Genomic DNA, 24,310 nt, shown 5'->3' with positions numbered 1-24,310 from the left:
TTAAGAGCATGTTTTAACCCTTTTTTGAAAAATATAAGTCGCAATGTCCGTTATCGCAAACGCTATGCGAGAATTCTTTGCATCTCCCATCTTTATATAACGCGGAATATCTCTGCCCTGCGATATACGAAGATCAAGAGTAGATACGCCGATGCCAAGAACCCCTGCGGTTTGCTTTCTGTCTAGAACTACCTTTCCTTTATATTGGCTAGATATGTGCTCAAGAAGCGTTTTGTACTCTACATCGTTATATAGTTCGTTAAGCATCCCATTTTCTCCTTATGCTTATTCTTATATAACTAATTATATGTACTTTTCATTTACTCTTGCTATTTTGAGTAGTTTTTGGATAGTTTTTGAAAAATTTTTAATACCCTATGATTCCTTAGGGTATTTTAGAGTAATTTAGGATAAAAAATGTTTTCTTGTTTTTAAAAACAAAAATAAAGCATCTTAGATTGACTTAGAAAACATGGCGAGAAATTGGAATATTAAAAAATTTCGGGAACAAATAGGGAACAAATTTTATAAAACTAAGAAAACTTAAAGTTCTTAAAACATCGTTAAAATCGGGATTTTAAAATGATTTTTGAAGATGAATGGCTCCGGATGCTGGGTTCGAACCAGCGACCAAGTGATTAACAGTCACCTACTCTACCGCTGAGCTAATCCGGAACACTTGAAAAGAGCTCGTATTATAGACGAAAAGACATGTTTTGTCAATAAATTTTAGCTTAATTTATAAAAAATCGTACAGAGCCCAATAAATTTTTATAAAAGGCTAAAGCTAGCCTTTTATAAATCCACTTGCAATAACCTTATCGCCATCATACATCACACAAAGCTGGCCTTGTGCCACACCAAGTGCATTTTGATTTAGCGTTAGTTTCGCTGTTTTATTCTCTTTATCAACCTCAACAAAAGCATCAAGTTTAGGGCTTCTATATCTTATCTTGGTTTCGCACTCAAATTTATCTTTATCTATAAATAAATTTACGTTTTCAAGCTCGACTACCTTTTGAGCCAAGTCATCTTTTGTTCCTACAACGATCTCATTTTTATCGGCATTTATCTTTATAACAAAATGTGGCTCATGGGCGCCAAAAACCTCAAAACCACGGCGCTTGCCGATAGTATAGTGCATATAGCCTTGGTGGCGGCCGATTATTTTGCCATCTTTATCAACTACATTTCCTGGCAAATTTGTATTGTAATGCTTATTTAAAACTTCGATATAGGTATCTTCCACAAAGCAAATTTCACTACTTTCTGCCTGCGTAGCAAATTCTTCAAGTACTTTTACACTTCTTGCAAGCTCTTTTATATCTTTTTTAAATTTATCCCCAAGCGGGAAAATAACATCTTTTAATATCTCTTTTGGCACTTGGGCTAAAAAGTAGCTTTGATCCTTGCTAGGATCTTTTGCACATGTGATAAATCCATCAATAACTTGCACATAATGCCCAGTAGCAAGCTTCTCACAGCCATTTGCCTTTGCAAAATCAAGCAACGCACCAAGCTTTATAAATTTATTGCACAAAGCACAAGGATTTGGCGTCTTGCCCTCTTTATAGAGCTTCACAAAAGGATCATAGACAAACTCGTTAAATTTATCTTGAAGATCCAAAATATGTACCTTTATGCCAAGATACTCGCCTACTTTTTTTACTTTTCTGATATTTTCTTCGTGATATCCTGGCTTTTGATGCAGCATCATATAGCAACCTTGCACTTCATGACCAGCTTCTTGCAGAAATTTAGCCGTCATAGTGCTATCTACACCACCGCTCATTGCGACCATTACTTTCATATTTTTTACCTCTTTGAAATTTAAAAGCGGATATTTTATATCTTATTTTTAAATAGTCAAAATTTCGTTTGCGATAAGCTCTAAATCATCGGTGATTTTGTATAAATTTATATCTTCTTTTTTTATTGTTTTTTGGCTAACTAGCGTATTTTTTATAAACTCATCAAGCCCTTGCCAAAACTCACTCCCAAAAAGAAAAATTTTTACTTTTTTGCTACCAACTTGAGCAAGTACTAAAATTTCAAAAAGTTCATCAAGAGTGCCAAAGCCACCCGGAAAGACGACAAATGCGACTGAACGATCGGTGAGTGCAAATTTTCTTGGGCTTAAATTTGAAAAGAGATATTTTGCTGTGACGTAAGGGTTTGTATTTTGTTCAAACGGAAGTCTCACATTTAAGGCTATGCTTGGCGATTTTGCACTATCAAATGCGCCCTTGTTCGCGGCTCTCATTATGCCGTCTCCGCCACCAGTTAAGATGGCGTATCCTAGTTCGTTTAGCTTATAAGCTAGTTCATAAGCCTTTTTGCAGTAGAAATTTTCTTCATCAAATCTAGCCGAGCCAAAGAAGGTAACATTTTTATTTTTATATTTTAAGACGTTTGGAAAATTTAAAAGATCGCTAACTAATTCATTCATTATTTTAACTGTTGAAGCCTCTCGCGTTTTGAGCCTATCTGAGTGATCTGGATGCCAAAGTTTCCATCTATTATCACCACTTCGCCAAGAGCTATTACCTTATCGCCGATCAAAATTTCTAGTGGATCGTTTGCTAATTGATTTAACTCGATAACTGAGCCAATATCCATGGTAAGCACATCTTTTAAGAGCATTCTTTTTGAGCCGATACGAACACGAATAGGCAGCCTAACATCCATTATAAGACCGATATTTCTCATCTCTTCAGCGCTAAAATCGCCCTTAGCTACGTGAGGAGTGCTCGCTGGTGCAGCTGGTGTTTCAGTCTTTGTTGGCTCAAAAAATTTCATTAGCGAATGATCGCAAGCAAAACCGATATGCTCACTTAGATCTTCGATTTTTACATTAAATAAAAATAGCTTTTCATAAACACTAAAATCAAGCGAAGAATTTTCATCTAAAAAATTTACATTTATTACTTCAAAATTTATCTTTGGCATGCCCTTTTGAGCGCCCAAGGATGTACTAAAAGCACTAAAAAGATTTGAAAATATCTCTTTTGCGGCGTCAAGCTCATCACTGCCTAAATTTTCATTCTTTGAAATTTCCTCTTCGCCCATCATCCATTCGCTAATGGCACTTATTAAAACTGGAGTACATACTATCTCTGTTTTAGCATTGAGGTCGCCACTTAAAGAGATATTGGCCATCACTACCGGCGGTTTTATACCATTTTGCGTTGGTGCGTCAAATTCATTTCTTTCACCAACCTCTGGAGCTCTGCCCGTAAGTCCTTCGATAGTAGCTTTTAATTCATTAGAAAATATATTAAAAAAATCATTCATCATCTTCGTCGTCCTCTTCTTCTTCCATTTTGCGCTCATTAGCTTCATACGCCATCAGCTTTGCTTTTCGCTCTTCTTCGTATTTTTCTAAGATATTTTTGATCTCATCTTTATCAGAGCGTATTAACTGCTCAATCCTTATAGATTTTCTAAATCTATGAAGCCCAACCTCAGCTAAGAAAACTTCTTTTTTATCGATACAAACGATCGCCTTATCATCAGCTCCTCTATCAAGCCTTAAAATATCGCCTTCTTTTAAATTTAAAAACTCATTTACGCTGATGATCGATTTGCCAAGTATGGCTTCATATAAAATTTCTGCTCGTCCGATAAGTGTTTTTAGCTCTTTGTTTCTACTTTTTTTTGCACTTGTTTCACCAAGCATAATGTCTCTGTTTGCAAGGCGTGAGAGTATCGGCTCAAGGTAGATGACTGGATAGCATAAATTTATCATACCGCTTGAGCCACCAACTATGATCTCCATAACGACCATAATAACAATCTCATTTTGAGAGACGATCTGTACGACATTTGGACTGCTCTCTTTGGCCTCCACATTTGGGTACATATCAGTTATCATTGACCAGCTCTCTTTAAGACGCTGCATGATCATTCTAAGCACCGCATCAAGCAAATTTACTTCAATGTCTGTTAGCTCTCTATTTGCCTCAAAATTTTCACCAGTTCCGCCAAGCAAACGATCTATCATCGGAAAAGCAATGCTTGGATTTATCTCCAAAACACAGTTTCCATCAAGCGGTTTTATAGAAAAGACATTGAAACTAGTTGGACTTGGCAAACTCATCAAAAATTCGCCATAAGTCATTTGATCAACACTGTGAAGTCTGATCTCGACAATGCTTCTCATCACACTAGAAATTTGACTAGCCAAATTTCTGGCAAGCTTATCATGGATACCTTTTATCGCGCGAAGCTGCTCTTTACTAACGCGGTTTGGACGCTTAAAATCATAAATAATAATCTGCTTTTGTTCGCCTTGCGATCTCTCTTCAACCTCGATATTACTCGTATCGCCGTCTTCATCAACAACTTCAAGTAGCGCGTCTATCTCTTCTTGACTTAAAATATCAGCCATTAAACCCCCAAGCTACGCCTGATACGATCAAGCAAACGTTTATGAATTTGTGAAATTCTACTCTCGCTGATATTCATGATCTGGCTTATCTCTTTTAAATTTAGCTCTTCATAATAATAAAGCTGAACCAACATCTGATCTCTTTCGTCAAAATCTTTTAAAGCTTCTTCTATTTTTAAAATAAGATCCTCTCTCTCAATACTTTTCTCGACATCATTTTGACCAATTAGCTCCATTTGCTCGTCTATTGGCAAAATAGTAATGATACCGCTAACGCCTCTTGCCTCTCTTATCTTCTCAATATCTTCATTAAGCTTTTCGGCCAAATACTCATCGCTTGGCTCTTCTTCAAATTCATTAAAGTAGTTATCTATCTCGCTATTTATGCTCTTTACTAGCTTTCTATCGCTTCTGCTAACAACATCGAGCGTTCTTAGATAATCAAGCATAGAGCCATAAATTCTCTTTTTGCCATATCCCCAAAAAGAGTCATTTTGCTCCTTGTCATACTTCCTGCTAAGTTTTATCATCTCTTCAACGCCAATGCTTATTAGGTCATTTGTATCTATACTTGATGGCAGCCTCTCTTTAAGCCTAAACGCCATTGCACGCAGTGCTGGCATATATTTTAAGACGATCTCGTCTTGTTCCTTTTTTATCGTATTTTTATAAGCGTTAAGCTGCTTTTGCTTTAACTCGTGCATTTCGTTTACCAGAATCAAAATTTTCAGCAGTCATTTTTACCATTATATTTTCCATACGCTTTTCTCTAGTATTTAGCTCAGAGATGAGATAGTCTGCGATCTCTTCGTGTTTTTGTTTGTCAAAAATTTTAGTTAAAGCCCTTTTCACATCGATGTAGTTCATGATAACAATGTGAATTATAAGATAAAAAAACAAAGTAATAACTAGTGTATAAACTAGCATTTCGATAGGCTCACTCACCTTTAACAAGGTAAAAACTATACCTATAAAAAAGCCACAAACCGTAAAAAATGCTATAAAATTTTCTGCACGCAAAGCTCAATCTCCATTAAAATTGTTCTATCAAACGCTTAAAGAAGCCCCCAAAGCTCCTGCTTTGCTCATCGTTAAGCACTTTTCGTTCCAACCTATAAAGTAAATTCGAAGCTATCTGTTTTATCTGAGTACTAGGCTCAGCATAAGCAGCATCGTCTGTAAAAAGCGTTCGTTGTTTTATACTTCTTGAAACATTCTTATCAGAAGCCACAAATCCTATAAGCTCTAAATTTAAGCTAGACCCGATATTTGCATTAGCAACACGTTTGATATTTTCATAAATTCTAGTCGCTTCTGCTTCATTTTTTACCATATTTAAAAGCAAAAGCTCACTATTTTTAAACCTTGAGACGATCTTTATGACGGCGTATGCATCGGTTATCGCTGCAGGATCAGGCACAGTTACCACCACGACCTCATCAGCCGCTTCTAAAAACAGCTGTGTGCTACCGCCTATGCCAGCTCCGGTGTCAATGATCAAAAAATCAAGCTCATCAAGCTCGCTCGCCTCATCCAAAAACCTCTCAAATAAAAATTGGTTGTTAAATTTCAAAATTTCATCGCCGCTTTCGCCAGGAATGAGTATCAAATTTTTATTTATAGGTATCAAAATATCTTTTAGGCTGCACTCGCCTTTTAGCACGTGAAGTAAATTTTTACCCATTTTTACATTTAGGATGACATCAAGGTTTGCAAGGCCGATATCAGCGTCAAACAGCCCTACTTTGTAGCCATTTTTTGATAAAACATTTGCTAAATTTGCGCTTATCGTACTCTTACCAACACCACCCTTACCGCTAGTTATCGCAATAAAATGCGTATTTTTGCTCTTGCTTTGAGACTGGACTAAACTTTGTAATTTTTGCGCTTGATTATTCATCGCTAGCCTTTTGCTTTGTAAAGCCGTCAAACACGCACTCTACTAAAAATTCACTCTTTGCCTCCACAAGATCATCAGGCACCTCTTGACCCACGCTAAAGTAGCTAACTGGCGTGTTTGTCTCATATATCAGCGAAAAGACATTGCCAAAAATTTTTGTCTCATCAAATTTGGTGATTATCAGCGTGTCAATATCCAAAAATGAAAACCCATTATAAATTTCTATCAGATCCTCAACCTTTGAGCCAGCCGAAAGGACCAAATTTACATCAATCTTTGCGCCGCTATGCTTTAAAAATTTATCAAGCCTTTCAAGCTTTTCTTTGTCATACTGCGAATTTCCAGTCGTATCAATAAGTATCACATCACAATAATTAAGCTGTTTGATAGCATTTTGAAAGTCATCTATCTCGATAACATCAAGTATAGGTAGCTTCATCATCTTTGCATACTGAAATAGCTGTTCAACCGCTCCGATACGGTATGTATCAAGCGTGATGATACCCGTTTTATAGCGTTTTTCATTACCGTAAGCAAAACGAGCAGCTAGCTTTGCAAGAGTCGTCGTCTTACCAACTCCGGTTGGACCAACTAGCATCATGATACGTTGTTTTTTATCGCTTGGCTCTTTTCTACAAGGTAGCATATTGCGTAAGAGTGAGTAGAAATATCTCTTTACAGCAGTTGGATTGCTCTTCATCGAAACTGGTAAATTTTCAAGCGTCGTTTGCATGATAGCCTCTAGATGCTCCTCTTTCATGCCGCTTTGTTTTGCGAGTTTATAGATGCTAGCAAACTCCGGCGGGATCGAAAGATTATTGCGATTTGGTGCTTTCTCGTCCCAGATCATGTCAGTTATCAGCCCTATTTTCTCGCTTAGCGCACTTACTTGCTTTGCCACATCGTCTATTTTTTTATTCATGCCGCTTGGTATGCTTGACTCTTTATCTTTGACATCATCGATGTTTACATTTGCGATTGTACTTATCTCTTTTGCAGCAGCTGAGATATTTAAAAGCACGCTCTCGTTTGGATCGTAAGGCTCGGGCGATGCTGTCTTTGCCTCAAATTTAGCCGGCTCTTCTTTTATCTCAAATTTTGGCTTAGCAGGTTCATAGTTTTTATTAAATTTAGAATAGGCATTTTCGTAGTTTATGGCTTTTGCATTTGGCTTTGGAGGCTGTTTAACGTCGTCTTCTTCAACGCTTACTAAAATTTCATAAAGCGGCTTTTTATTTATCGTTTTGGCTTGAATTTGCTTTGTTGTAACAAGTATGGCCTTCTCGCCGCACGCCTCTTGAGCTTTTTTTAAAGCTTCAATGGTGCTCTCACCTGTAAAAGTATGAAATTTTGTAGCCATTTATATCCTTTTAACCTCTCATAAGCCCTAGTGGCACGATCACGCTAAGCCTCTTATCAGCCCCAGGATGTGGCACGATAAGGCGCGGCGTCTTATAGACTTTTTTACTAAAATACAAAATATCTAGATCAAGCGTGCGTGGCGCATTTTTAAATGTCCTCACGCGCTTAAATTTACTCTCATAGTGTCTTAAAATTTTTAGTAAATTTCTAGGCCCCAGAGATGTTTGTAAATTTATAACAGCGTTACTAAAATCATCCTGTGCTTCGTAGCCAAACGCCGCATTTATAAGGATCGACGAGACTTCAACTACATGAAACCTGTTATCACTTGTAATCGCTCTTATAAATCTATCAAACCTCTTTGCGCTGTCGCCAATGTTGCCACCCATGCCAACTAGCGCCTCATACTTAAACTCATCTCTTTTATGAAAAAAACTAGGGCAAAAACGGCTTTTTACGATCTTTCTTGCTCCAGCTAGCTTCATAAAATCTCGCACCCGCCTTCTCTTGCGACCACCACGTCTTCTATGCGTACGCCAAATTCATTTTCTAGATAAATTCCAGGCTCCACGCTAAAGACCATGCCATCTTTTATGAGCGTTTCACTCCTTGCTGAGATGACTGGAAGCTCGTGTATATCGACTCCAACGCCGTGTCCTGTCGAGTGAAAAAAGGCCTTTTCATATCCAGCCTTTGCTATGACATTTCTTGCCGCAAGATCTATCTCACATGCCCTAATGCCAGCTCTAGCGACCTTTATCGTAGCAGCCTGAGCCTCTTTTACGATCTCGTAAATTTCTTGCATTTTGGCGTTTTTAAATTTTTGCTCCTTTGAGAAATTAAAATTTTCATCAAAGCAAGCAGTTCTGGTGCGATCAGAGCAGTAACGCTTAAATTTAACCCCAGCGTCAAGTAGCAGCAAATCGCCCTTTTTTAAAATTTTATCCCCAGGCAGCGCATGCGCCTTTGCGGCGTTTTCATTTATCGCCACGATCGGATCAAAGCTAAGACCTAGCTCGTTTTTTTGCCTAAAGATGAGTGAGGCGTTAAAATGAAGCTCTTTTTCGCTCATTCCCTCGCCATTTTCACGCACAAATTTAGCAAATTCATCAAAGCATTTTGCTCCAAATTCGCTAGCCTTTTTTAAAATTTTTATCTCATCTTCGCTCTTGCAAATTCTCTTTAGCCTAGAAAAATTTGCCTTTGGCTTGAAATTTATCTTAAAACCTTTGCTAAGCGCGTTAAACTCGCTTAAACTTAGCTCTTCAGGGTTAAAAGCAAGGCTACTTGGCTTCATCTTTCTTAAAAATGCCCTGACCTCGCTTATTAAATTTCTCTGCGCTAAAAGAACGACCACGCCTGAATTTACGCAGCTTTTTGCCTCAAAATAATACCTCGCATCCGTAAAAAAGTATTTTACGCCATCAAGGCATAGCAAAAACTCATTGTCGCAGCTGTAGCCACACTCGTAAAATACGGCGTTTTCGTCCTTTAAGATGAAATTCATTGTGCTTTTTGATTTGCTCTTACTGCTTTGATTTGCTCAAAAATTTGAAGCATGCCTATCATTGCTAAATGATAACCAACTGGTCCAAAGCCCACGATCTGGCCTGCTGCAACTGGTGCGATAAGGCTTTTGTGGCGGAACTCTTCTCTTCTATAAACGTTGCTGATATGCACCTCGATAACTGGTAGCGCAACCGCACTTAGCGCGTCACGGATAGCAATAGATGTGTGAGTGTAAGCAGCAGGGTTTATGATGATGCCATCAGCATCGCCCAAGCACTCTTGGATCTTATCGACTAGCTCGCCTTCAAGGTTGCTTTGAAAAAACTCGATCTCAACGTCATTTTGATCGGCAACGATCTTCATTTGAGAGTGGATGTCCTCCATCTTCATAACGCCGTAAATTCCTGGCTCTCTAGCGCCAAGCATATTGATATTTGGCCCTTGGATAACCATTATTTTTAGCTTCTTGTCCATGTCACTCCTTTTTGATTAAATAGCCCAAATTATACATTTTCGTTCCTAAATTTTCGCTACAATAACAAAAATTTAAGGCTCAAATGTGGAAATTTTAAAAGCAAAAAAGATCATCACTGGCGGAGAAAATCCAAAAATCTTAAGAAATTCTTGTGTTGTCATTGATAATGATAAAATTTTAGAAATTTTAAACGAAAAAGCAGCGGTTGAGAAATTTAAAGAGGCAAAAATTTGTGACTTTGGCAACAGCGTGATCGCCCCAGCCTTTATAAACTCGCACGTTCATTTGGAATTTAGCTCAAACGTTAGCACACTAAAATATGGCTACTTTATAAAATGGCTTGGCTCTATCGTCGATAAAGGCGGCGAGCTAGCTAAAATGGACGCTAAAAAAGCGATGAGTGGGGCTATAAATTCGCTGCTAAAAAGTGGAGTTTGCACCATTGGCGAGATCTCTAGCTTTGGCTCTGAGCTTGAAATTTTAGCCGCTAGTCCGCTAAAAGTCATACTTTTTAGTGAAATTTTGGGCTCAAGCGAGCAGATGACTCATCAAAATTTGCAAAATTTCTTAGCTAAATTTGAGAAAGTAAAAGGCTATAAAAGTAAAAATTTTACCCCGGCTATCTCGCTGCACTCGCCCTACTCTGTGCATCCAAAGCTCGCCAAAGCTGCCCTTGAGATAGCTAAAAAAGACGATCTTCTTGTTAGCACGCACTTTTTAGAGAGCAATGCTGAAAAGCAGTGGCTAGAGCACGGCAGCGGTGGCTTTAAAAAGCATCTTTTAAGATTTAGCCAAGATCCAAAGCCGATGTATGACGCAAATGGCTACTTTGCGATGTTTCGTGAGATAAATACTCTATTTACACACTGCGTTTATGTGAGCGATTTTGCTAAATTTAAGCCCCATCACAGCGTGACACACTGCGCCGTTTCAAACAGACTGCTTGGCAAAAAGGCGCTAAATTTAAAAGAAATTTTTAAAAATGATGTCAGCTTAAATATCGGCACAGACGGCCTTAGCTCAAATATAAGCCTAAATTTTTGGCATGAACTAAGAGCTGCCCTTTTTACCCACGCGAGCCTTGATCTAAATGAGCTTGCCACCAAGCTTTTTGTCGCTGCAACGCATGGTGGAGCAAAGGCACTTAGGACAAATAACGGCGAGATAAAGGCGGGACGCGAAGCTGATATCGCAATCTATAGCGACCTAGAGTGCGATGATAGCGAGCTAATACTTCAGCTCATACTTCACACAAACGAGGCTAAAAAACTATATATCGGAGGCAAAATTTGCAAATTTTAAGGCTTATTTTTAAAGGGATTTTGGGAATTTTTAAATTTATCAATAACTACTTTAAGGCACTCATATTTTTACTGATCTTATTTTTCGTATTTGCGCCAGATGGCAAGATGAAAGAGCCAAATTTAGCCCGCATCGACATCACAGGCACGATAATGGACACAAGCGAAATTTTAGATGCGCTCGAAAAAGCAAGGCTGGATAACAACATCAAAGGCGTGCTGCTCTACATCGACAGCCCAGGCGGTGCGCTAAGCCCGAGCGTGGAGCTAGCTATGACAGTCAAGCGACTAAAAGAGAGCAAAAAAGTACTCGCATACGCAGCTGGCAACATGGCGAGTGGCAGCTACTACGCTGGCGTAAATGCCGACACTATCGTAGCAAACCCGGGCGCTTTCATCGGCTCGATCGGCGTCATCATGCAAGGGGCAAACATCGAAAATTTAGCCAAAAACTTAGGCGTGAGCGAGCAGGTGGTGAAGGCTGGCGAGTTTAAAGAGGCTGGCACCTTTATGAGGAGCTGGAGCAAGCAAGAGCGTGAGAGCTTACAAGGGCTCGTAAATGATGCTTACATGCTATTTGTAAGTGACGTGGCAGAGGCTAGAAATTTAGATATCAAGAAAAAAGATGAGTGGGCAAACGCAAGGGTCTTTTTAGCGCACAATGCCCTAAAAATGGGGCTAATTGATAGCCTTGGCAGCTACATAGACGCTCAAAACGAGCTAGCTAAAATGAGCCTCGTAGATGAGCCAGTCTGGCAAGAAAAACCGCAGATAGAAAAGATAATGGAGAAATTTACAAAGCAAGGCATAAACTCGCTTTTTAGTGCATTTTTTGAGACAAAGCTTAAATAACCAAAGCAAAAGATCAGGGCGGCGATAAACTGCATATATAGTATAAATTTAGCTCATGCTTTGCAAAAATTTTTTGGCTATATTTTTTAGCTTAAACTCGTAAAGTAGATTTGAAATTTTATCTGTTGATTTGATGTCCAGCCCAAGATCATTTGCTAAAATTTTGTAATAAATTTGCGGGCTATCTTTTAGATTAATTGGTGGTGATTTCGAGCTTTTTGAGAGCTTTTTGCCATCTTTTAAAAGTAGCTTATGATGAATAAAATTAGCATCATAAAAGCTAAAATTTAGCCTTTTTGCAAGGTATCTTTGAGCTAGCGTGCAAGCCTTTAGATCCTCGCCTCTAACAACCAAATTTATACCCATATCTTCATCATCTATCACGCTTGCAAAGTTGTAAGCAGGGGTAAAATCTTTTTTGTAAATCACAAAATCGCCCATTTGCTCTGCCACAAGCTTACCAATAGGATCACCCTCATTTACGCTTAGTCTAATAGCGGTCTTGTCTTTTATAAATTTTAGGTTTTTATTTTTACAAATTTTAGTGTAAATGCCATTTTCATAGGCATTCTTTGTAGTTCTAGAACATTCGCAGATATAAATTTCATCCAGTTTTTCAAGTACATCTTCGTATCTTTTAGCTCTTACTTTGAAGCTAAAATTACGTTCAAAGTCACTTACACTAATTGGACCTTTATCGTATTCAAGCCCCAAAAATTCTAAAACATCAAAGATATTTTGAACAAATTCTTGCCGGTATCTACCAAGGTCATAGTCATCGATGCGTAAGTGCAAAACGCCACTTACCGAACGTGTCAAGAGATAAGTTAGGATGAAGTTATAAGCATTGCCAGCATGCAAAAAACCACTAGGAGTAGGAGCTATGCGGGATGCTATGCCACCATTTGGTGGCAAATAGTCATTAATCCCTTGGTCTAGCCTCATTTACCCTTAAAGTACGTCCGCCTAGTTCTTTTTCATTTAGTGCGTCTATGGCTTTTTGTCCCTCGTTTGCATCGTCCATTTCAACAAAGCCAAAGCCTTTTGAGCGATCAGTTTCTCTATCTTTTACTATTTTTGCTCGCCTTACTTCACCAAATTGTGCAAAGGCTTCCTTTAATTCTGCCTCTGTCGTCCTATACGACAAATTTCCTACATAAATATTCACAGGAGTGTTCCTTAAAAAAATTACCGATTTATTCGGTTAGTGTGATAATAGCTAATTTTCGTCAAAAAGATGTAAAAAATCAAAAATTTATTATATTTTTTTGAAAAATATTCTTAAAAGCTACAAACTCGTATATATAGAGCTTCTATAACTATCACTAAACAAGATCTAACCTTAAGTTTAAAAAGAATAATTAAATAAAAAATTATTTTATCTTTATAAGCTATTTATAAAGTAAATCATTCTTTACTTTAAGATATGCTTCATCACCAAGTAAATTTTTAACTATAAAAAGTGCAAATTCCATTGAAAAAGCAGGACCTTTTGCTGTAATAATATTTTGATCCCTCAATACACTCTTGCCGTTATCATAGCCCCTTTTATCACTTCTTACATTTTCTTCAAATCCTGGATAACAAACAAAATGATCTTTTAGTACACCAGCACTCTCAAGTACCATAGGAGCAGCACAAATAGCACAAATAAGCTTATTGCTTTTATCAAAATTTTGCAAGATTGCTTTGAGTCTTGTATCATTTGCTAGATTGCTAGCTCCTGGAAGTCCGCCAGGAAGGACGATCGCATCGTAGTCTAGCTCTTTCATCTCGCGAAGTGTCACATCAGCCTTTACACTTATATTGTGACATCCTTTGATGTTTACGTCATTTAGCCCAACAATAGAAGCTATCGCTCCAGCTCTACGTAAAACATCAACAGAAGTTAGTGCTTCTATCTCCTCAAATCCATCAGCTAAAATCACAGCAACTTTTTTCATAAATTTATCCTTTACAATAATATGTTTTATTTGTTAAGTAAAATTCTATATAATGTTGGCTTATTTCACAAGAAAGGACAGAGCATGCAAGTAAAAATTATTTACTGCAACTCTTGAAACTATCGTCCGGTAGCTTCTCGTGTAGAAGATGAAATAAAAGCGAACTTTAGTGATGCAAGAGTCGAAAAGGTTGTAGGTGATGGTGGAAATTTCATCGTCGAGGTTGATGGAAATGTTATATTTTCTAAGAAAGATCGCATCGGAAATGATGAAGCGAGATTTCCTCACGGTGAAGAGATCACAACTCTTATAAACAAATATCTCAAAGAAAAGTCGGCTTAATGCTAGCTACCGAGACGGGAAACCGTCTCGTTTTTTCCCATTTTTAACTTTACTGCTCTACTATCCTAATATAAAAATTTTATAGTTAAAACATTTACTTATCTCGCTAAGAATTTTCATTTTCTTATATTTTTTTGATTTTTAAATATTTTATGAGCTGATATTTGGTTATATTTGGATTTTTATAAAATATAAAAATTTTGTGTATTCTAAGCTAACACTGTTTGAAATTTTACAATGTAGAAATGAAGTTTTTTGCTAAAGTCAATACTTTTTAAATAATGACTTTAGCTAAACATTAGGCTTACTAAACGTAAATTTAGTAAGAAAGATTAAACTGCTTTATTTATTTGCACGCTCGATATACTCGCCGCGAACAGTATCCACACGGATAACCTCACCCTCAAGTACGTGAAATGGTATCTGAACTACCGCACCACTCTCAAGAGTAGCTGGCTTTTTACCACCTTGCGTATCACCCTTGAAATTTGGTGGAGTCTCAACTATCTTTAGCTCAACTACTTGTGGCACTTCAACGCCGATCGCATTGCCATTGTGAAATAAAATTTCAACCATCATGCCATCGATCATCCATTTTTTTACATCACCCACATCCTCATCGCTAATAGCAACTTGCTCATAAGTAACCGTATCCATAAACTGACAATATTCACCATCGTCATAAAGATACTGCATCTCTTTTTCTTCAAGATGTGGTTGCTCGCATTTATCACCTGCGTGAAAAGTCTTTTCAAGCACTTTTCCGTCGATAAAAGATTTGATTTTCGCACGAACAAAAGCTGCACCTTTGCCCGGTTTAACGTGTTGATATTCTACGATTTTATAAGGAACGCCATCGATCTCGATCTTTAGCCCTTTTTTTAGATCGCCCATTGAATATGAAGCCATTTTTTATCCTTTCAAAATTTTATATAACTGCGTATTGAGCCCAAACGCAAGCTTCAAGTGCGTTTAGCCTCTCTAACGTTTCTGCTTTTATATGTTCATCAACCAAGATGACAGCAAGTGCCATATTGTGATCATCTCTACCAAGGCGGAAGTCTGCGATATTAATCTTTTCATCAGCTAAAATTTTACTAATCTGAGCAATAACGCCTGGCACATCATGGTTTTTAAAGATGATCATCTTACCTTTTGGCTTAAAGTCGGTCTTAAATCCATTTATCGTTACGATGCGTTGCTGATTTTCACCAAATACCGTTCCACCTACGGTTACAATGCCATTTTCGGTAGTTAAGCGAACGGTGATTTTATTTTTAAAAATACTATCTCCACCAAGGCTAGTTTCAGTCACTATGCCTTTTTCATCGCATAAAAATTTAGCATTCACGTAATTTATCGCATCACCAAGACTCTCTTTTAAGGCGCCCACGATTGCAAAAGTTAGCATTGAATTTGCATATTCGCTAATCTGCCCATGAGTCTCTATGCGGATAGCCTTGATCGCGCTTTTATTGATCTGTGCAGCAAGAAACGCCATCTTGCTTGTAAGATCAATATAAGGCTCAACAAATGGCGGTAGATCTTCTGTTTTTATAGGTAAATTTAATGCATTTGGATAGCTTATACCGCGAGCTGCCAAAATAGCTTGTTCAACTGCCTCGACTGCGATATTTCGCTGTGATTCAAGAGTATTTGCTCCAAGATGTGGGGTGACACTTACATTGTTTAGATCAAGAAGCGGATGATCAGTCGCTGGCTCTCTTGTAAAAACATCAATACCAGCAAATGCTATTTTGCCACTTTTTAGTCCTTCATAAAGTGCTTCTTCGTTATAAAGACCACCTCTAGCGCAATTTATAAGTCTTACACCATCTTTCATTTTTGCGATCTCTTTAGCGCCTATCATATTGGTCGTCTCTTTAGTTTTTGGCGTATGTATCGTGATAAAATCACATGCTAAAATATCATCAAAATTTTTAGTATAAGTACCGCCCATATCGATAACTTTAGATGGGTCAATATATGGATCATAAGCGATGATCTCCATACCAAAAGCTTTTGCACGAACAGCTACTCTCGAGCCAATATTTCCAAAGCCGATCACGCCAAGCTTTTTCTTAAAAAGCTCAACCCCATACCATTTCTCACGCTTCCAGATTCTATCTAGCTTTAGATCATTATGAGCGTATTCAAGGGATCTAGCTGAAGCTAGCATATGCGCCATTGTTAGCTCGACCGCGGCAATAGTGTTTGCAGTTGGAACGTTCATAGCTATTATGCCACGCCTTGAGCATCCTTCTATATCGACATTATCTACACCAACACCAGCTCTAACGATAGCTTTTAGTTTTTTACCAGCGTTTAAAAAGGCCTCGTTTACTTCAGTTGAGCTTCTTGTTATAGCAACATCAGCCTCGCCTAAAATTTTTAAAAGTTCATCTTTGGGAGTATTAACTGCGTCTATTACGTTTATATCTTGCTCTTTTTTTAAAAGTTCAAAACCTACTGGATGTATCGCATCGCAAACAATGATAGTTTTCATAATTTTACCTCTCTCACACTTGAGTGGATATCATAAACTCTTAGTTCTAAAATGATATTTTGTAGAAGCTTAGAGTCTTGAGTATTTAAAAATATCTGGCTTTTTGCACCATCTTTTACAACAGTAAAATCGACCTCACTTTTTCTTAAAGTCTGCATCAAACAAAACATTGAATAGATATCATTTTTATCTATCAAAAGCTCATATGCAGTAATCTTTGGCTTTTCTATTTTGGGTCGGTTGTATTCTATAAAAATTTCATTTACAGGCAGCACATAATCTTTTTTTCTAATAGTTGCTAGCTCACTCATCCAGTTGGTATTGCTGGTCGTGTTTTTGGTTAAATTTTGCTCATTTGTGATATTTTCTTCATGTATCTGGCTGAAATTTACACTTGCAAATTTAACAAGAGAAATTCCAACCAAACCCAATATTACAAATAGCAGGACAACTACTAATAAAAGTACGCGTCTGCCCATTTAAACTAAAGTAATTGTTCTTTTATAATATCGCCGAGTGTTACTTTATCATCATTATCATTGATCTCATTTAACACTTCACGCTCTTTTTGTTTTGCTAAACGGCGTATACTTAGGCGTATTCTATTTTTCTTCTCATCGATAAATGCGATAGCTGCTTCGATCTCATCGCTGATCTTAAGTGTGCTAACATCTACACTACCTAGATCTTCTTTGCGGATCAGCGCATCAACGTTATTACCAAGCTCTACAAATACGCCAAAGTCTTTAATGTCGCGAATTGTTCCTTTTACGATATCACCTACATTAAATTTATCAGCAAATGCTTGAACTGGACTTTGTTTTAGATCTTTTAGGCTAAGTGAAACTTTTTGTTCAGCACTATCGATTTTGATGATCTTTACTTCAAGCTCGTCACCAGCTTTAAACATATCTTTGCACTTGTCATTCCTATCCCAAGATGCATCTTCATTGTGTAACAAGCCCTCAACGCAGCCTACTCTAACAAATGCACCAAAATTTGTGATAGTTGTCACAACGCCTTTTACTACGTCGCCCTCTTTGTGTTTTGCCTTAAACTCATCAAATGGCTTTGGAAGTAAATTTTTAAGGCTCACTCTTAGACGATGTCCTTTTGCATCTATCTCAATAACCTCAACATCGATCTCTTGACCTTCATTAATGTGATCTTTTGGATTTTTGATATTTTTGTCCCATGAAATTTCAGATATATGTAAAAATCCTTCAATATCATTTCCAAGATCAACAAATGCGCCATAAGGCTCGATATTGCTAACTGTAACTTTGATAGTGTCACCAACCTCTAGTCCATCATTTATGATCTCTTCCCAAGGATCTGGAGTAGCTGCCTTGATAGATAGAGACAAGTGGCGTTTTTCGTTGTCATAGCTGATAACTTTAACTAAAACTTTATCGCCTTCTTTATATAGTGAGCTAGGGTTTACTGGGCCTTTATAGCTTATCTCGCTGTAGTGAACAAGTCCGTCCACGCCGCCAACATCAACAAACATACCATAAGTTGTGATTTTTTTAACTGTACCCTCTATAACGCTATCATTTTCTACTATGCTTGATAGAGCTTCTTTACGCTTTTTGCGGTCGTCATCTAAAATTTTCTTTCTAGAGACAACTATACTATTTTCTTCTTTATCAATTTTTATAACTCTTACTTTATATGTTTTACCAATTACTCCTTCAGCATTTTTAAAGCCACTGTGAGTTTTTGGTAAGAAAAATTCCACCCCATTTACATCTTGAGTGATAAAGCCACCTTTATTTTTTCCAACTACTTTTACGTCGATTTCGCCAGAATTTTCAGGATCGTAAGCTTCGATGAAAGCTTTAACTTTCTCTTTTCTAAGTGCTTTTTTGTGCGACACTATAGGTCTTCCATTTCTTGATCCAGTTATTACAACTTTGATCGTATCGCCAACTTTATGCGTCAGGTTGCCATTTGCATCAGTGATCTCAGAAACATTTAAAATGCCCTCTGATTTCTTGCCAACGTCGATTAAAACCTCATCGCCATTGATACTGACGATCTTTGCGTCACTATCTTCTTCAGTCTTTTTAAAAGACTCCTCTAACATCGCAGCAAAATCGATATCTTCGATATCTTCGTCTTTTGCTTTTCCTAATTGAACACTTTTGTTCACAGCCATCTTGATCCTTTAAATTTTATTATGCCAGTAGAGGCAAATTGGCTTATTATAGTTAATTGTGGCTTTAGCTAGGATAAATTTTATACTTTTTTGATTCTGTCAACGACTTTTTGTATGATCCAGTCAGGCGTACTTGCACCCGCACTTATGCCACACAAATTTTTGCCATCAAACCATGACTTTTCAAGCTCTTCTTCACTTTCTATCAGGTAGCTATCTTCGCAGAAATTTTTAGATATTAGATAGAGTTGTTTTGTATTTGAGCTATTTTTTCCGCCGATGATTATCATCACGTCAGCTCTTTTTGCCAAATTTTTAGCAGCCTCTTGGTTTTCAAATGTTGCGTTGCAAATCGTATTAAAAACACGCACCTCTTTTACGTGAAGCATAAGGTAGTTTGCGATCTGCATAAATTTCTCGACTTTTCTAGTCGTTTGGCTAACAAGTGCAACCTTTTGCTTAAATTTAATATCCTCTAGCTCACTCTCTTCAAGCACGACATAGACGTTACCCTTGGCGTATGACTTCACGCCTTTTACCTCAGGGTGGTGCATGTCGCCATAGATCACCACATCATAGCCCTCTTCGCTCATTTTTTCACAAATTTGCTGTGGCTTTGTCACAAATGGACAAGTTGCGTCAATCACTTTTATATCTGTCTTTTTTAGCTCTGCAAGGTCATTTTTAGTGATACCATGAGTGCGGATGATCGCCTTTTTCTCATCTTTTAGCTCGTCTATACCCTCAAGTGTTTTTACATTGTAGTTTTTCTCAAGCCTGTTTATCTCTTCGTTATTATGGATGAGTGGCCCGATGGTCGCAGCATCTCCTGCATTTTCAGCAATCTTTATCGCCCTTTTTACACCAAAGCAAAATCCATAACTACTAGCAAGCTCAATCTTCAACTCTAGCTCCCATTTTCTTTAAAATTTCAGCAAAATTTGGAAATGAAGTGGCGATAAATTCGCTCTTTTCTATCTGCATGCCGCACTTTAGTCCAAGCACAGCAAAACTCATCGCAATCCTGTGATCCCCGTGACTATCTATCTTGGCAAATTTAGCCTCTGAACCATTTATGATAAAGCCATCTTCAAGCTCGCTAGCATCAACACCACACTGCTTTAGCGCATTTATCGTGACAGTAATTCTATCGCTCTCTTTTACACGAAGCTCTTTTGCATTTATTAGCTTGCTTTGGCCTTTGGCGCAGGCAAATGCGATGGCTAAAGCTGGAGCTTCGTCAATGAGCCACGAGATATTTTCGCTAACTTCTACACCTTTTAAATTTGGTGAGTACTTGACCTCGATATCACCGATATCTTCATATTTGCTTGAAGTTTTGTAAAATTTTATCTCAGCTCCCATTTTTTCTAGAATTTTATAAGCTTCGATGCGAGTTTTATTTAGTAAGATATTTTTTAAAATAATATGCGAGTCCGGAATGATAAGTGCTGCGACTGCAAAGAAAAATGCCGAGCTTGGATCATTTGGTACGTCTATATCAAGTGGCGCAAGTGAGGCTTTCATCGGCTCTAGCTTGATCTCTAGGCCGTCACGCTTTATATCAGCTCCCATGCCAGCAAGCATGCGCTCAGTATGATCCCTACTTAGTTCTGGCTCACTAAATTTGCAGCCATTTGAGTAAAGAGCTGCCAGCAAAAGCGCACTTTTTACCTGGGCTGAGGCAATCTTGCTTTCAAAACTAAATCTTTCAAATTTCGTCCCTCTTATGCAAAGTGGAGCGTTGCTTGCGTTGTTTGCACCATCTATCTTTGCACCCATATCGTTTAGAGGTTTTGCTATTCTAGCCATTGGACGTGAGTTTAAATATCTATCGCCACTTAGTACGAAAAAGCCATCCTGTACGGCTAGTAATCCCATAAAAAGCCTCATCGCTGTGCCTGAGTTGCCACACTCTAAAATTTCATTTGGCTCTTTTATCTTTTGCGGCGGTGTGATTGTTATTTCGAAACCATTGTCCTCAACTTTTGCGCCTAAAAGCTCGACTATTTTTAGGGTATTTAGCGTGTCGCCTGCTCTTAGATAGTTTCTAATGCGAGATGGCTTATCACTCAAAAGCGAAAAAATCGCACATCTATGCGATATTGATTTATCCGCTGCAATATCGTTGATAGTTAAATTTAGACTTTTTTCTAATGGATAAATTCTCATCTTATTCCGATATTTAGTTTATCTTTTAGCTCACCTAAAATTTTATCCATAAGTGCGTTTATATCATCATCCTCAAGCGTTTTTTCCATATCTTGGAATGTAAATTTCAAACTAAGGCTGATCGAGCCATTTAGTTTCGCATCTTTGTAGATATCAACTGGTAAAAATTCTTTTAGCTCTTTTAGGTTTAGCCCTCTTATGCACTCATAAATTTGTCCAGCCTCAAAATTTTCAGGCACGATGAGACTAAGATCCCTTGTTGTGCTTTGAAATTTAGAGTAAGGCACTGCCAAAATCGGCTCAAATTTAAGCTTCGCAAAATCAATCTCGCAGACGTAAGTTCTTGGCAGATCTCTCTTTGCCTCAACCCTTGCATCAACTCTTCCGATATAGCCGATATTTTCGCCATTTTGATAGATGTGTGCTTGCTCGTATGGGCTAAGATATGAGATACCCTGGCAAGGTTTTAGCTCAAATTTACCTATGACGTTTTGCACCATCGATGCAAATGCATAGAAATTTGCCTCCTCACCTTTTGCGCCGTTTATTAATGTAGGCTCTTTTAAAAGGCCAGACACAACAAAGCCTAAATTTAAGCCCTGATTTGCATTTTCATCAAAAATTTCTCCAAGCTCAAAAAGTCTAACTGAGCGTTTCGAGTTTTTGATATTTTTCTCGCTTGAGCTTAGAAGGTGATTAACAAGCGTCGGTCTAAGCGTGTTTAATTCGTTGTTTATAGGATTTAGTATCTTGACTTTGCAAGGTTTAAAATTTAGCTCACTAAGCTCGTCCTCACTATCAAAAACATAGTGTACGCTTTCAAAAAAGCCATTATCGGCTGCTCTACGCCTTAAATTTAGGGCGTTTTTATAGTCAAAATATGTCTTATTTAGCCTATTTTTCTCAGAGAAATTTAGTGGTTTTGAGGCGATATTGTCTATGCCTACCATCCTTACGATCTCCTCGCAAACATCGTGAGAATTTACTATATCATGGCGAAATAACGGTACTTTTACGTTAAAGCTTTCTTGCTCAACGTTTACCGCGATCTCAAAGCCAAGTTTCTTTAAAATTTTAACAACATCATTTCTAGCAATATCTTGACCGATCATATTTTTAATCTCAAAAAGAGAGATACTAAGCGTGATAGGTTCGGTATTTAAAAGCGACTGCTGTGAGCCAGCAAAGAGATTTAGAGTATCTTTAAAATTAGCAAGTCTTTTAAATAAATAATCCGCACCATAAGCTAAATTTGGCTCACTGCCACGACTTGAGCGATAAATTTGATCACCCTTTGGTAAATTTTTATTTTCAAAAATAGCTTTTGAAACTACATCTGGCTTTACGTAGCTAGCTTCTACTATGATCACTTTTGACTTCTCATCTACCCTTGCTACATCACTTTGGTAAATTCCAGCAATGCCTAAATTTTTATCCCCGCAATAAACGACACATTCGCCATTTTTGCCATTTTTTATATCAAAAACAGCCTTTTCGCCTTCACTTACAAGTTTAGCGTGATCATAAGCCCTAAATAAAACACCCGTGCAAAATGTCGCGTATTCAAGCAGTCTCTCAACTAAATTTGTCTTTTGGCACTCTATTAATGCTAGACGCATGCGAGTTATTAAACTTTCATATAGTCCCTCTTTTAGCTCAAAAGCCTTATACAAAAATGACCCATTTACTTTATCCTCTGCTCGCACAGAAGCTATTCTGCCAATACCTAGTAAATTTTCGCTCTCATCGTCTTCGTGACTATCTTTCATATTTAAATCAAGCGCTGCACAAATTTCTCTTGCGATGCCATGTAAATTTTGGCAATCGCCTCTGTTTGCTGTGACATCAACTTCGATTATCGTATCTTTAAATATCTCAAATTCGCTAAGACTTGTACCAAGTTTTAGCTTGCCGATGCTCTCATCAAGTGGCAAAATTCCATCGTTTACCTTTGGAAGTCCCAGCTCACTTGAAGAGCAGATCATGCCACTTGACTCGATACCTCTTAGCTTTGCTTTTTTTATCTCAAGACCATTTGGCATAGTCGTGCCAATAAGTGCAACTGGCACAAACTGGCCAGCTTCAACATTTTTAGCCCCACACACGATCTGAAGCGTCTCTCCGCCAACATCCACTTGACAAATGCTTAGTTTATCGGCATCTGGGTGCTTCTCTCTACTTTTTATGTAGCCAACCACAATACTCTTTGGTAAATTTATCTCTTTATAGCTATCAACCTCTAGCCCGATAGAATTTAATGTCTTTGAAAGTGTCTCGCCGCTAACGTCGCTAAGGTCGATCCACTCGTTTAACCAATGCTTTGAAATTATCATTTAAACTGCTCCAACAATCTTAAATCTCCCTCAAAAAGCGACCTTAGATCAGGCACTCTATGAAGCAACATCGCAAATCTCTCAACGCCAAGGCCAAAGGCGTATCCACTTACATTTTTATAGCCAACTGCCTTAAATACATTTGGATCAACGACTCCGCATCCAAGTACCTCAAGCCAAGTAGTCTGCTTGCACACTCTGCAGCCCTTGCCATGGCAAAATATACAACTAATATCAACCTCTGCGCTAGGCTCCGTAAATGGAAAGAAGCTAGGGCGAAAACGCACTTCAACGTCGCCAAACATGTGCTTTAAAAAGCCCTCAAGCATTGATTTTAAATTTGCAAAGCTAACTTTCTCAGCATCCTCTACCACGAGGCCCTCAACCTGGTGAAACATCGGTGTATGTGTTAAATCCATATCACGTCTAAAGACCGTGCCAGGCGCTATCATACGAATAGGCGGCTTTTGATTTAGCATAGTTCGCACCTGAACTGGACTCGTATGCGTCCTTAAAAGTCTAAAATCATCTAGGTAAAATGTATCTTGCATATCCCTTGCTGGGTGGTATTTTGGTAAATTTAGCGCTTCAAAGTTGTGAAAATCATCTTCTATCAATGGTCCAGTCTCGAGCGAGAAATTTAGAGCCAAAAAGTATTCAATTATCTTATCCATCGTAGCCATCACAGGATGAAGTGCCCCACTAGCAACAGGCTCATTAAATAGCGTGATATCAGCGGCTTCTTTTTTCATCTTGTTATCTATCTCTTGCTCGCTAAGCTCAGCTTTTTTAGCTTCTATTAGCGCGCCAAGTTCATCTCTTTGCTTGTTTAAATTTGCTGCAAATTCCTTTTTCTCATCTTCACCAAGCTCTTTTAGCTTTGCAAAACCTTGCGCCAAGATGCCCTTTTTGCCAAAAATTTCTACCCTGACCTTCTCAAGATCGTCAAGCGTTGAAATTTCATTTTTGATTTTATTAACGAAATCTTGCAATTTTTTGCCTTTATAAATTTTTGAGTCGATTTTATAGAAAAAGAGTTAAAATCAAGATAAAGAGCACGAAAT

26 protein-coding genes and 1 tRNA gene are annotated in these 24,310 nt (G+C 37.9%); 3 read left to right on the top strand and 24 right to left on the bottom strand.

The genetic code is table 11. The annotated features are described in order from the left end of the window. From CYP43_RS03235 to aroQ, 13 genes are all read right to left on the bottom strand, one after another. Positions 1 to 267 (bottom strand): helix-turn-helix transcriptional regulator, encoded by a 267-nt coding sequence (locus CYP43_RS03235; RefSeq protein WP_084040956.1) that lies wholly within the window; start codon positions 265 to 267, stop codon positions 1 to 3. A 333-nt stretch (positions 268 to 600) separates the two neighbouring features. After that, positions 601 to 675: transfer RNA gene (locus CYP43_RS03230), tRNA-Asn, on the bottom strand. 112 nt (positions 676 to 787) lie between these two features. Further along, positions 788 to 1,810: a tRNA 2-thiouridine(34) synthase MnmA gene (gene mnmA, locus CYP43_RS03225; protein WP_084108657.1), complete on the bottom strand. Its 1,023-nt coding sequence runs from the start codon at positions 1,808 to 1,810 to the stop codon at positions 788 to 790. 48 nt (positions 1,811 to 1,858) lie between these two features. Beyond that, positions 1,859 to 2,449: a TIGR00730 family Rossman fold protein gene (locus tag CYP43_RS03220; RefSeq protein ID WP_103582473.1), complete on the bottom strand. Its 591-nt coding sequence runs from the start codon at positions 2,447 to 2,449 to the stop codon at positions 1,859 to 1,861. Continuing rightward, on the bottom strand, positions 2,449 to 3,297 hold the full coding sequence (gene fliY, locus CYP43_RS03215; protein ID WP_103582472.1) for a flagellar motor switch protein FliY: 849 nt from the start codon (positions 3,295 to 3,297) through the stop codon (positions 2,449 to 2,451). The genes CYP43_RS03220 and fliY overlap by 1 nt, the downstream gene beginning before the upstream one ends. Then, positions 3,287 to 4,390 (bottom strand): flagellar motor switch protein FliM, encoded by a 1,104-nt coding sequence (gene fliM, locus CYP43_RS03210; protein WP_054196277.1) that lies wholly within the window; start codon positions 4,388 to 4,390, stop codon positions 3,287 to 3,289. The genes fliY and fliM overlap by 11 nt, the downstream gene beginning before the upstream one ends. Continuing rightward, complete coding sequence (locus CYP43_RS03205) at positions 4,390 to 5,094, bottom strand: RNA polymerase sigma factor FliA (RefSeq protein WP_021090868.1); 705 nt, start codon at positions 5,092 to 5,094, stop codon at positions 4,390 to 4,392. The genes fliM and CYP43_RS03205 overlap by 1 nt, the downstream gene beginning before the upstream one ends. Continuing rightward, complete coding sequence (locus CYP43_RS03200; protein ID WP_103582471.1) at positions 5,066 to 5,410, bottom strand: hypothetical protein; 345 nt, start codon at positions 5,408 to 5,410, stop codon at positions 5,066 to 5,068. Before CYP43_RS03200 ends, CYP43_RS03205 begins: the two co-directional genes overlap by 29 nt. 13 nt (positions 5,411 to 5,423) lie before the next feature. After that, positions 5,424 to 6,290 carry a P-loop NTPase gene (locus tag CYP43_RS03195; RefSeq protein WP_103582470.1) on the bottom strand — a complete coding sequence of 289 codons (867 nt, stop codon included), beginning with the start codon at positions 6,288 to 6,290 and terminating at the stop codon, positions 5,424 to 5,426. Beyond that, positions 6,283 to 7,650, bottom strand: coding sequence for a flagellar biosynthesis protein FlhF (gene flhF, locus CYP43_RS03190; RefSeq protein WP_103582469.1), 1,368 nt, complete (start codon positions 7,648 to 7,650; stop codon positions 6,283 to 6,285). Before flhF ends, CYP43_RS03195 begins: the two co-directional genes overlap by 8 nt. A gap of 10 nt (positions 7,651 to 7,660) precedes the next feature. After that, positions 7,661 to 8,137 (bottom strand): 2-amino-4-hydroxy-6-hydroxymethyldihydropteridine diphosphokinase, encoded by a 477-nt coding sequence (folK, locus tag CYP43_RS03185; protein WP_103582468.1) that lies wholly within the window; start codon positions 8,135 to 8,137, stop codon positions 7,661 to 7,663. Continuing rightward, positions 8,134 to 9,159, bottom strand: a complete 1,026-nt coding sequence (locus CYP43_RS03180) for a M24 family metallopeptidase (protein ID WP_103582467.1) — start codon at positions 9,157 to 9,159, stop codon at positions 8,134 to 8,136. The genes folK and CYP43_RS03180 overlap by 4 nt, the downstream gene beginning before the upstream one ends. Beyond that, positions 9,156 to 9,635, bottom strand: a complete 480-nt coding sequence (aroQ, locus tag CYP43_RS03175; protein WP_004317604.1) for a type II 3-dehydroquinate dehydratase — start codon at positions 9,633 to 9,635, stop codon at positions 9,156 to 9,158. Before aroQ ends, CYP43_RS03180 begins: the two co-directional genes overlap by 4 nt. Positions 9,636 to 9,720: 85 nt before the next feature. Here aroQ and mqnF point away from each other — a divergent pair, with 85 nt between their 5' ends. Next, complete coding sequence (gene mqnF / locus CYP43_RS03170) at positions 9,721 to 10,938, top strand: aminofutalosine deaminase family hydrolase (protein WP_103582466.1); 1,218 nt, start codon at positions 9,721 to 9,723, stop codon at positions 10,936 to 10,938. Next, complete coding sequence (gene sppA, locus CYP43_RS03165; RefSeq protein WP_103582465.1) at positions 10,926 to 11,789, top strand: signal peptide peptidase SppA; 864 nt, start codon at positions 10,926 to 10,928, stop codon at positions 11,787 to 11,789. Before mqnF ends, sppA begins: the two co-directional genes overlap by 13 nt. Positions 11,790 to 11,837: 48 nt before the next feature. On the opposite strand, the gene CYP43_RS03160 is transcribed toward sppA, so the two are convergent. The 3 genes from CYP43_RS03160 to CYP43_RS03150 form a co-directional block, all read right to left on the bottom strand. Next, positions 11,838 to 12,734, bottom strand: a complete 897-nt coding sequence (locus CYP43_RS03160) for a glutamate--tRNA ligase family protein (RefSeq protein WP_103582464.1) — start codon at positions 12,732 to 12,734, stop codon at positions 11,838 to 11,840. Beyond that, complete coding sequence (locus tag CYP43_RS03155) at positions 12,712 to 12,957, bottom strand: RNA recognition motif domain-containing protein (RefSeq protein WP_009294719.1); 246 nt, start codon at positions 12,955 to 12,957, stop codon at positions 12,712 to 12,714. The genes CYP43_RS03160 and CYP43_RS03155 overlap by 23 nt, the downstream gene beginning before the upstream one ends. A gap of 223 nt (positions 12,958 to 13,180) precedes the next feature. Continuing rightward, positions 13,181 to 13,732 carry a DJ-1 family glyoxalase III gene (locus CYP43_RS03150; RefSeq protein WP_103582463.1) on the bottom strand — a complete coding sequence of 184 codons (552 nt, stop codon included), beginning with the start codon at positions 13,730 to 13,732 and terminating at the stop codon, positions 13,181 to 13,183. Between the two features lie 84 nt (positions 13,733 to 13,816). Here CYP43_RS03150 and CYP43_RS03145 point away from each other — a divergent pair, with 84 nt between their 5' ends. After that, complete coding sequence (locus CYP43_RS03145; RefSeq protein ID WP_258032147.1) at positions 13,817 to 14,074, top strand: SelT/SelW/SelH family (seleno)protein; 258 nt, start codon at positions 13,817 to 13,819, stop codon at positions 14,072 to 14,074. Positions 14,075 to 14,416: 342 nt separating this feature from the next. On the opposite strand, the gene efp is transcribed toward CYP43_RS03145, so the two are convergent. From efp to pheS, 8 genes are all read right to left on the bottom strand, one after another. Further along, a complete protein-coding gene (efp, locus tag CYP43_RS03140) occupies positions 14,417 to 14,983 on the bottom strand; it encodes an elongation factor P (RefSeq protein ID WP_021090997.1) in 567 nt (188 codons plus the stop codon). A 19-nt stretch (positions 14,984 to 15,002) separates the two neighbouring features. Then, the gene (serA, locus tag CYP43_RS03135) at positions 15,003 to 16,583 is read right to left on the bottom strand and encodes a phosphoglycerate dehydrogenase (RefSeq protein ID WP_230853983.1); all 1,581 of its coding nucleotides are present in this window, start codon (positions 16,581 to 16,583) and stop codon (positions 15,003 to 15,005) included. After that, positions 16,577 to 17,059: a hypothetical protein gene (locus tag CYP43_RS03130; protein WP_103582462.1), complete on the bottom strand. Its 483-nt coding sequence runs from the start codon at positions 17,057 to 17,059 to the stop codon at positions 16,577 to 16,579. The genes serA and CYP43_RS03130 overlap by 7 nt, the downstream gene beginning before the upstream one ends. A 5-nt stretch (positions 17,060 to 17,064) precedes the next feature. After that, the gene (locus CYP43_RS03125) at positions 17,065 to 18,741 is read right to left on the bottom strand and encodes a 30S ribosomal protein S1 (RefSeq protein ID WP_103582461.1); all 1,677 of its coding nucleotides are present in this window, start codon (positions 18,739 to 18,741) and stop codon (positions 17,065 to 17,067) included. A gap of 80 nt (positions 18,742 to 18,821) precedes the next feature. Then, entirely contained in the window at positions 18,822 to 19,646 is an 825-nt protein-coding gene (locus tag CYP43_RS03120; protein WP_103582460.1) for a 4-hydroxy-3-methylbut-2-enyl diphosphate reductase, read from the bottom strand. After that, the gene (gene aroA / locus CYP43_RS03115; protein ID WP_103582459.1) at positions 19,636 to 20,913 is read right to left on the bottom strand and encodes a 3-phosphoshikimate 1-carboxyvinyltransferase; all 1,278 of its coding nucleotides are present in this window, start codon (positions 20,911 to 20,913) and stop codon (positions 19,636 to 19,638) included. The genes CYP43_RS03120 and aroA overlap by 11 nt, the downstream gene beginning before the upstream one ends. Beyond that, entirely contained in the window at positions 20,910 to 23,246 is a 2,337-nt protein-coding gene (gene pheT, locus CYP43_RS03110) for a phenylalanine--tRNA ligase subunit beta (RefSeq protein ID WP_103582458.1), read from the bottom strand. Before pheT ends, aroA begins: the two co-directional genes overlap by 4 nt. Beyond that, complete coding sequence (gene pheS / locus CYP43_RS03105) at positions 23,243 to 24,238, bottom strand: phenylalanine--tRNA ligase subunit alpha (RefSeq protein ID WP_085657680.1); 996 nt, start codon at positions 24,236 to 24,238, stop codon at positions 23,243 to 23,245. Before pheS ends, pheT begins: the two co-directional genes overlap by 4 nt. Positions 24,239 to 24,310 lie beyond the last annotated feature (72 nt).

Source organism: Campylobacter concisus (genome assembly GCF_002913045.1).
In the GTDB taxonomy this organism is placed as follows: domain Bacteria; phylum Campylobacterota; class Campylobacteria; order Campylobacterales; family Campylobacteraceae; genus Campylobacter_A; species Campylobacter_A concisus_AP.
This window is presented reverse-complemented; position numbering and strand designations above follow the sequence as displayed.

Coding starts and splice junctions, on each gene's coding strand:
- CYP43_RS03180 (WP_103582467.1), bottom strand. CDS start 9,159: ATGAATTTCATCTTAAAGGACGAAAACGCCGTATTTTACGAGTGTGGC.
- CYP43_RS03195 (WP_103582470.1), bottom strand. CDS start 6,290: ATGAATAATCAAGCGCAAAAATTACAAAGTTTAGTCCAGTCTCAAAGC.
- CYP43_RS03125 (WP_103582461.1), bottom strand. CDS start 18,741: ATGGCTGTGAACAAAAGTGTTCAATTAGGAAAAGCAAAAGACGAAGAT.
- flhF (WP_103582469.1), bottom strand. CDS start 7,650: ATGGCTACAAAATTTCATACTTTTACAGGTGAGAGCACCATTGAAGCT.
- pheT (WP_103582458.1), bottom strand. CDS start 23,246: ATGATAATTTCAAAGCATTGGTTAAACGAGTGGATCGACCTTAGCGAC.
- fliY (WP_103582472.1), bottom strand. CDS start 3,297: ATGATGAATGATTTTTTTAATATATTTTCTAATGAATTAAAAGCTACT.
- fliM (WP_054196277.1), bottom strand. CDS start 4,390: ATGGCTGATATTTTAAGTCAAGAAGAGATAGACGCGCTACTTGAAGTT.
- CYP43_RS03235 (WP_084040956.1), bottom strand. CDS start 267: ATGCTTAACGAACTATATAACGATGTAGAGTACAAAACGCTTCTTGAG.
- folK (WP_103582468.1), bottom strand. CDS start 8,137: ATGAAGCTAGCTGGAGCAAGAAAGATCGTAAAAAGCCGTTTTTGCCCT.
- CYP43_RS03150 (WP_103582463.1), bottom strand. CDS start 13,732: ATGAAAAAAGTTGCTGTGATTTTAGCTGATGGATTTGAGGAGATAGAA.
- CYP43_RS03160 (WP_103582464.1), bottom strand. CDS start 12,734: ATGAGGCTAGACCAAGGGATTAATGACTATTTGCCACCAAATGGTGGC.
- CYP43_RS03130 (WP_103582462.1), bottom strand. CDS start 17,059: ATGGGCAGACGCGTACTTTTATTAGTAGTTGTCCTGCTATTTGTAATA.
- CYP43_RS03205 (WP_021090868.1), bottom strand. CDS start 5,094: ATGCACGAGTTAAAGCAAAAGCAGCTTAACGCTTATAAAAATACGATA.
- mnmA (WP_084108657.1), bottom strand. CDS start 1,810: ATGAAAGTAATGGTCGCAATGAGCGGTGGTGTAGATAGCACTATGACG.
- aroQ (WP_004317604.1), bottom strand. CDS start 9,635: ATGGACAAGAAGCTAAAAATAATGGTTATCCAAGGGCCAAATATCAAT.
- aroA (WP_103582459.1), bottom strand. CDS start 20,913: ATGAGAATTTATCCATTAGAAAAAAGTCTAAATTTAACTATCAACGAT.
- CYP43_RS03220 (WP_103582473.1), bottom strand. CDS start 2,449: ATGAATGAATTAGTTAGCGATCTTTTAAATTTTCCAAACGTCTTAAAA.
- efp (WP_021090997.1), bottom strand. CDS start 14,983: ATGGCTTCATATTCAATGGGCGATCTAAAAAAAGGGCTAAAGATCGAG.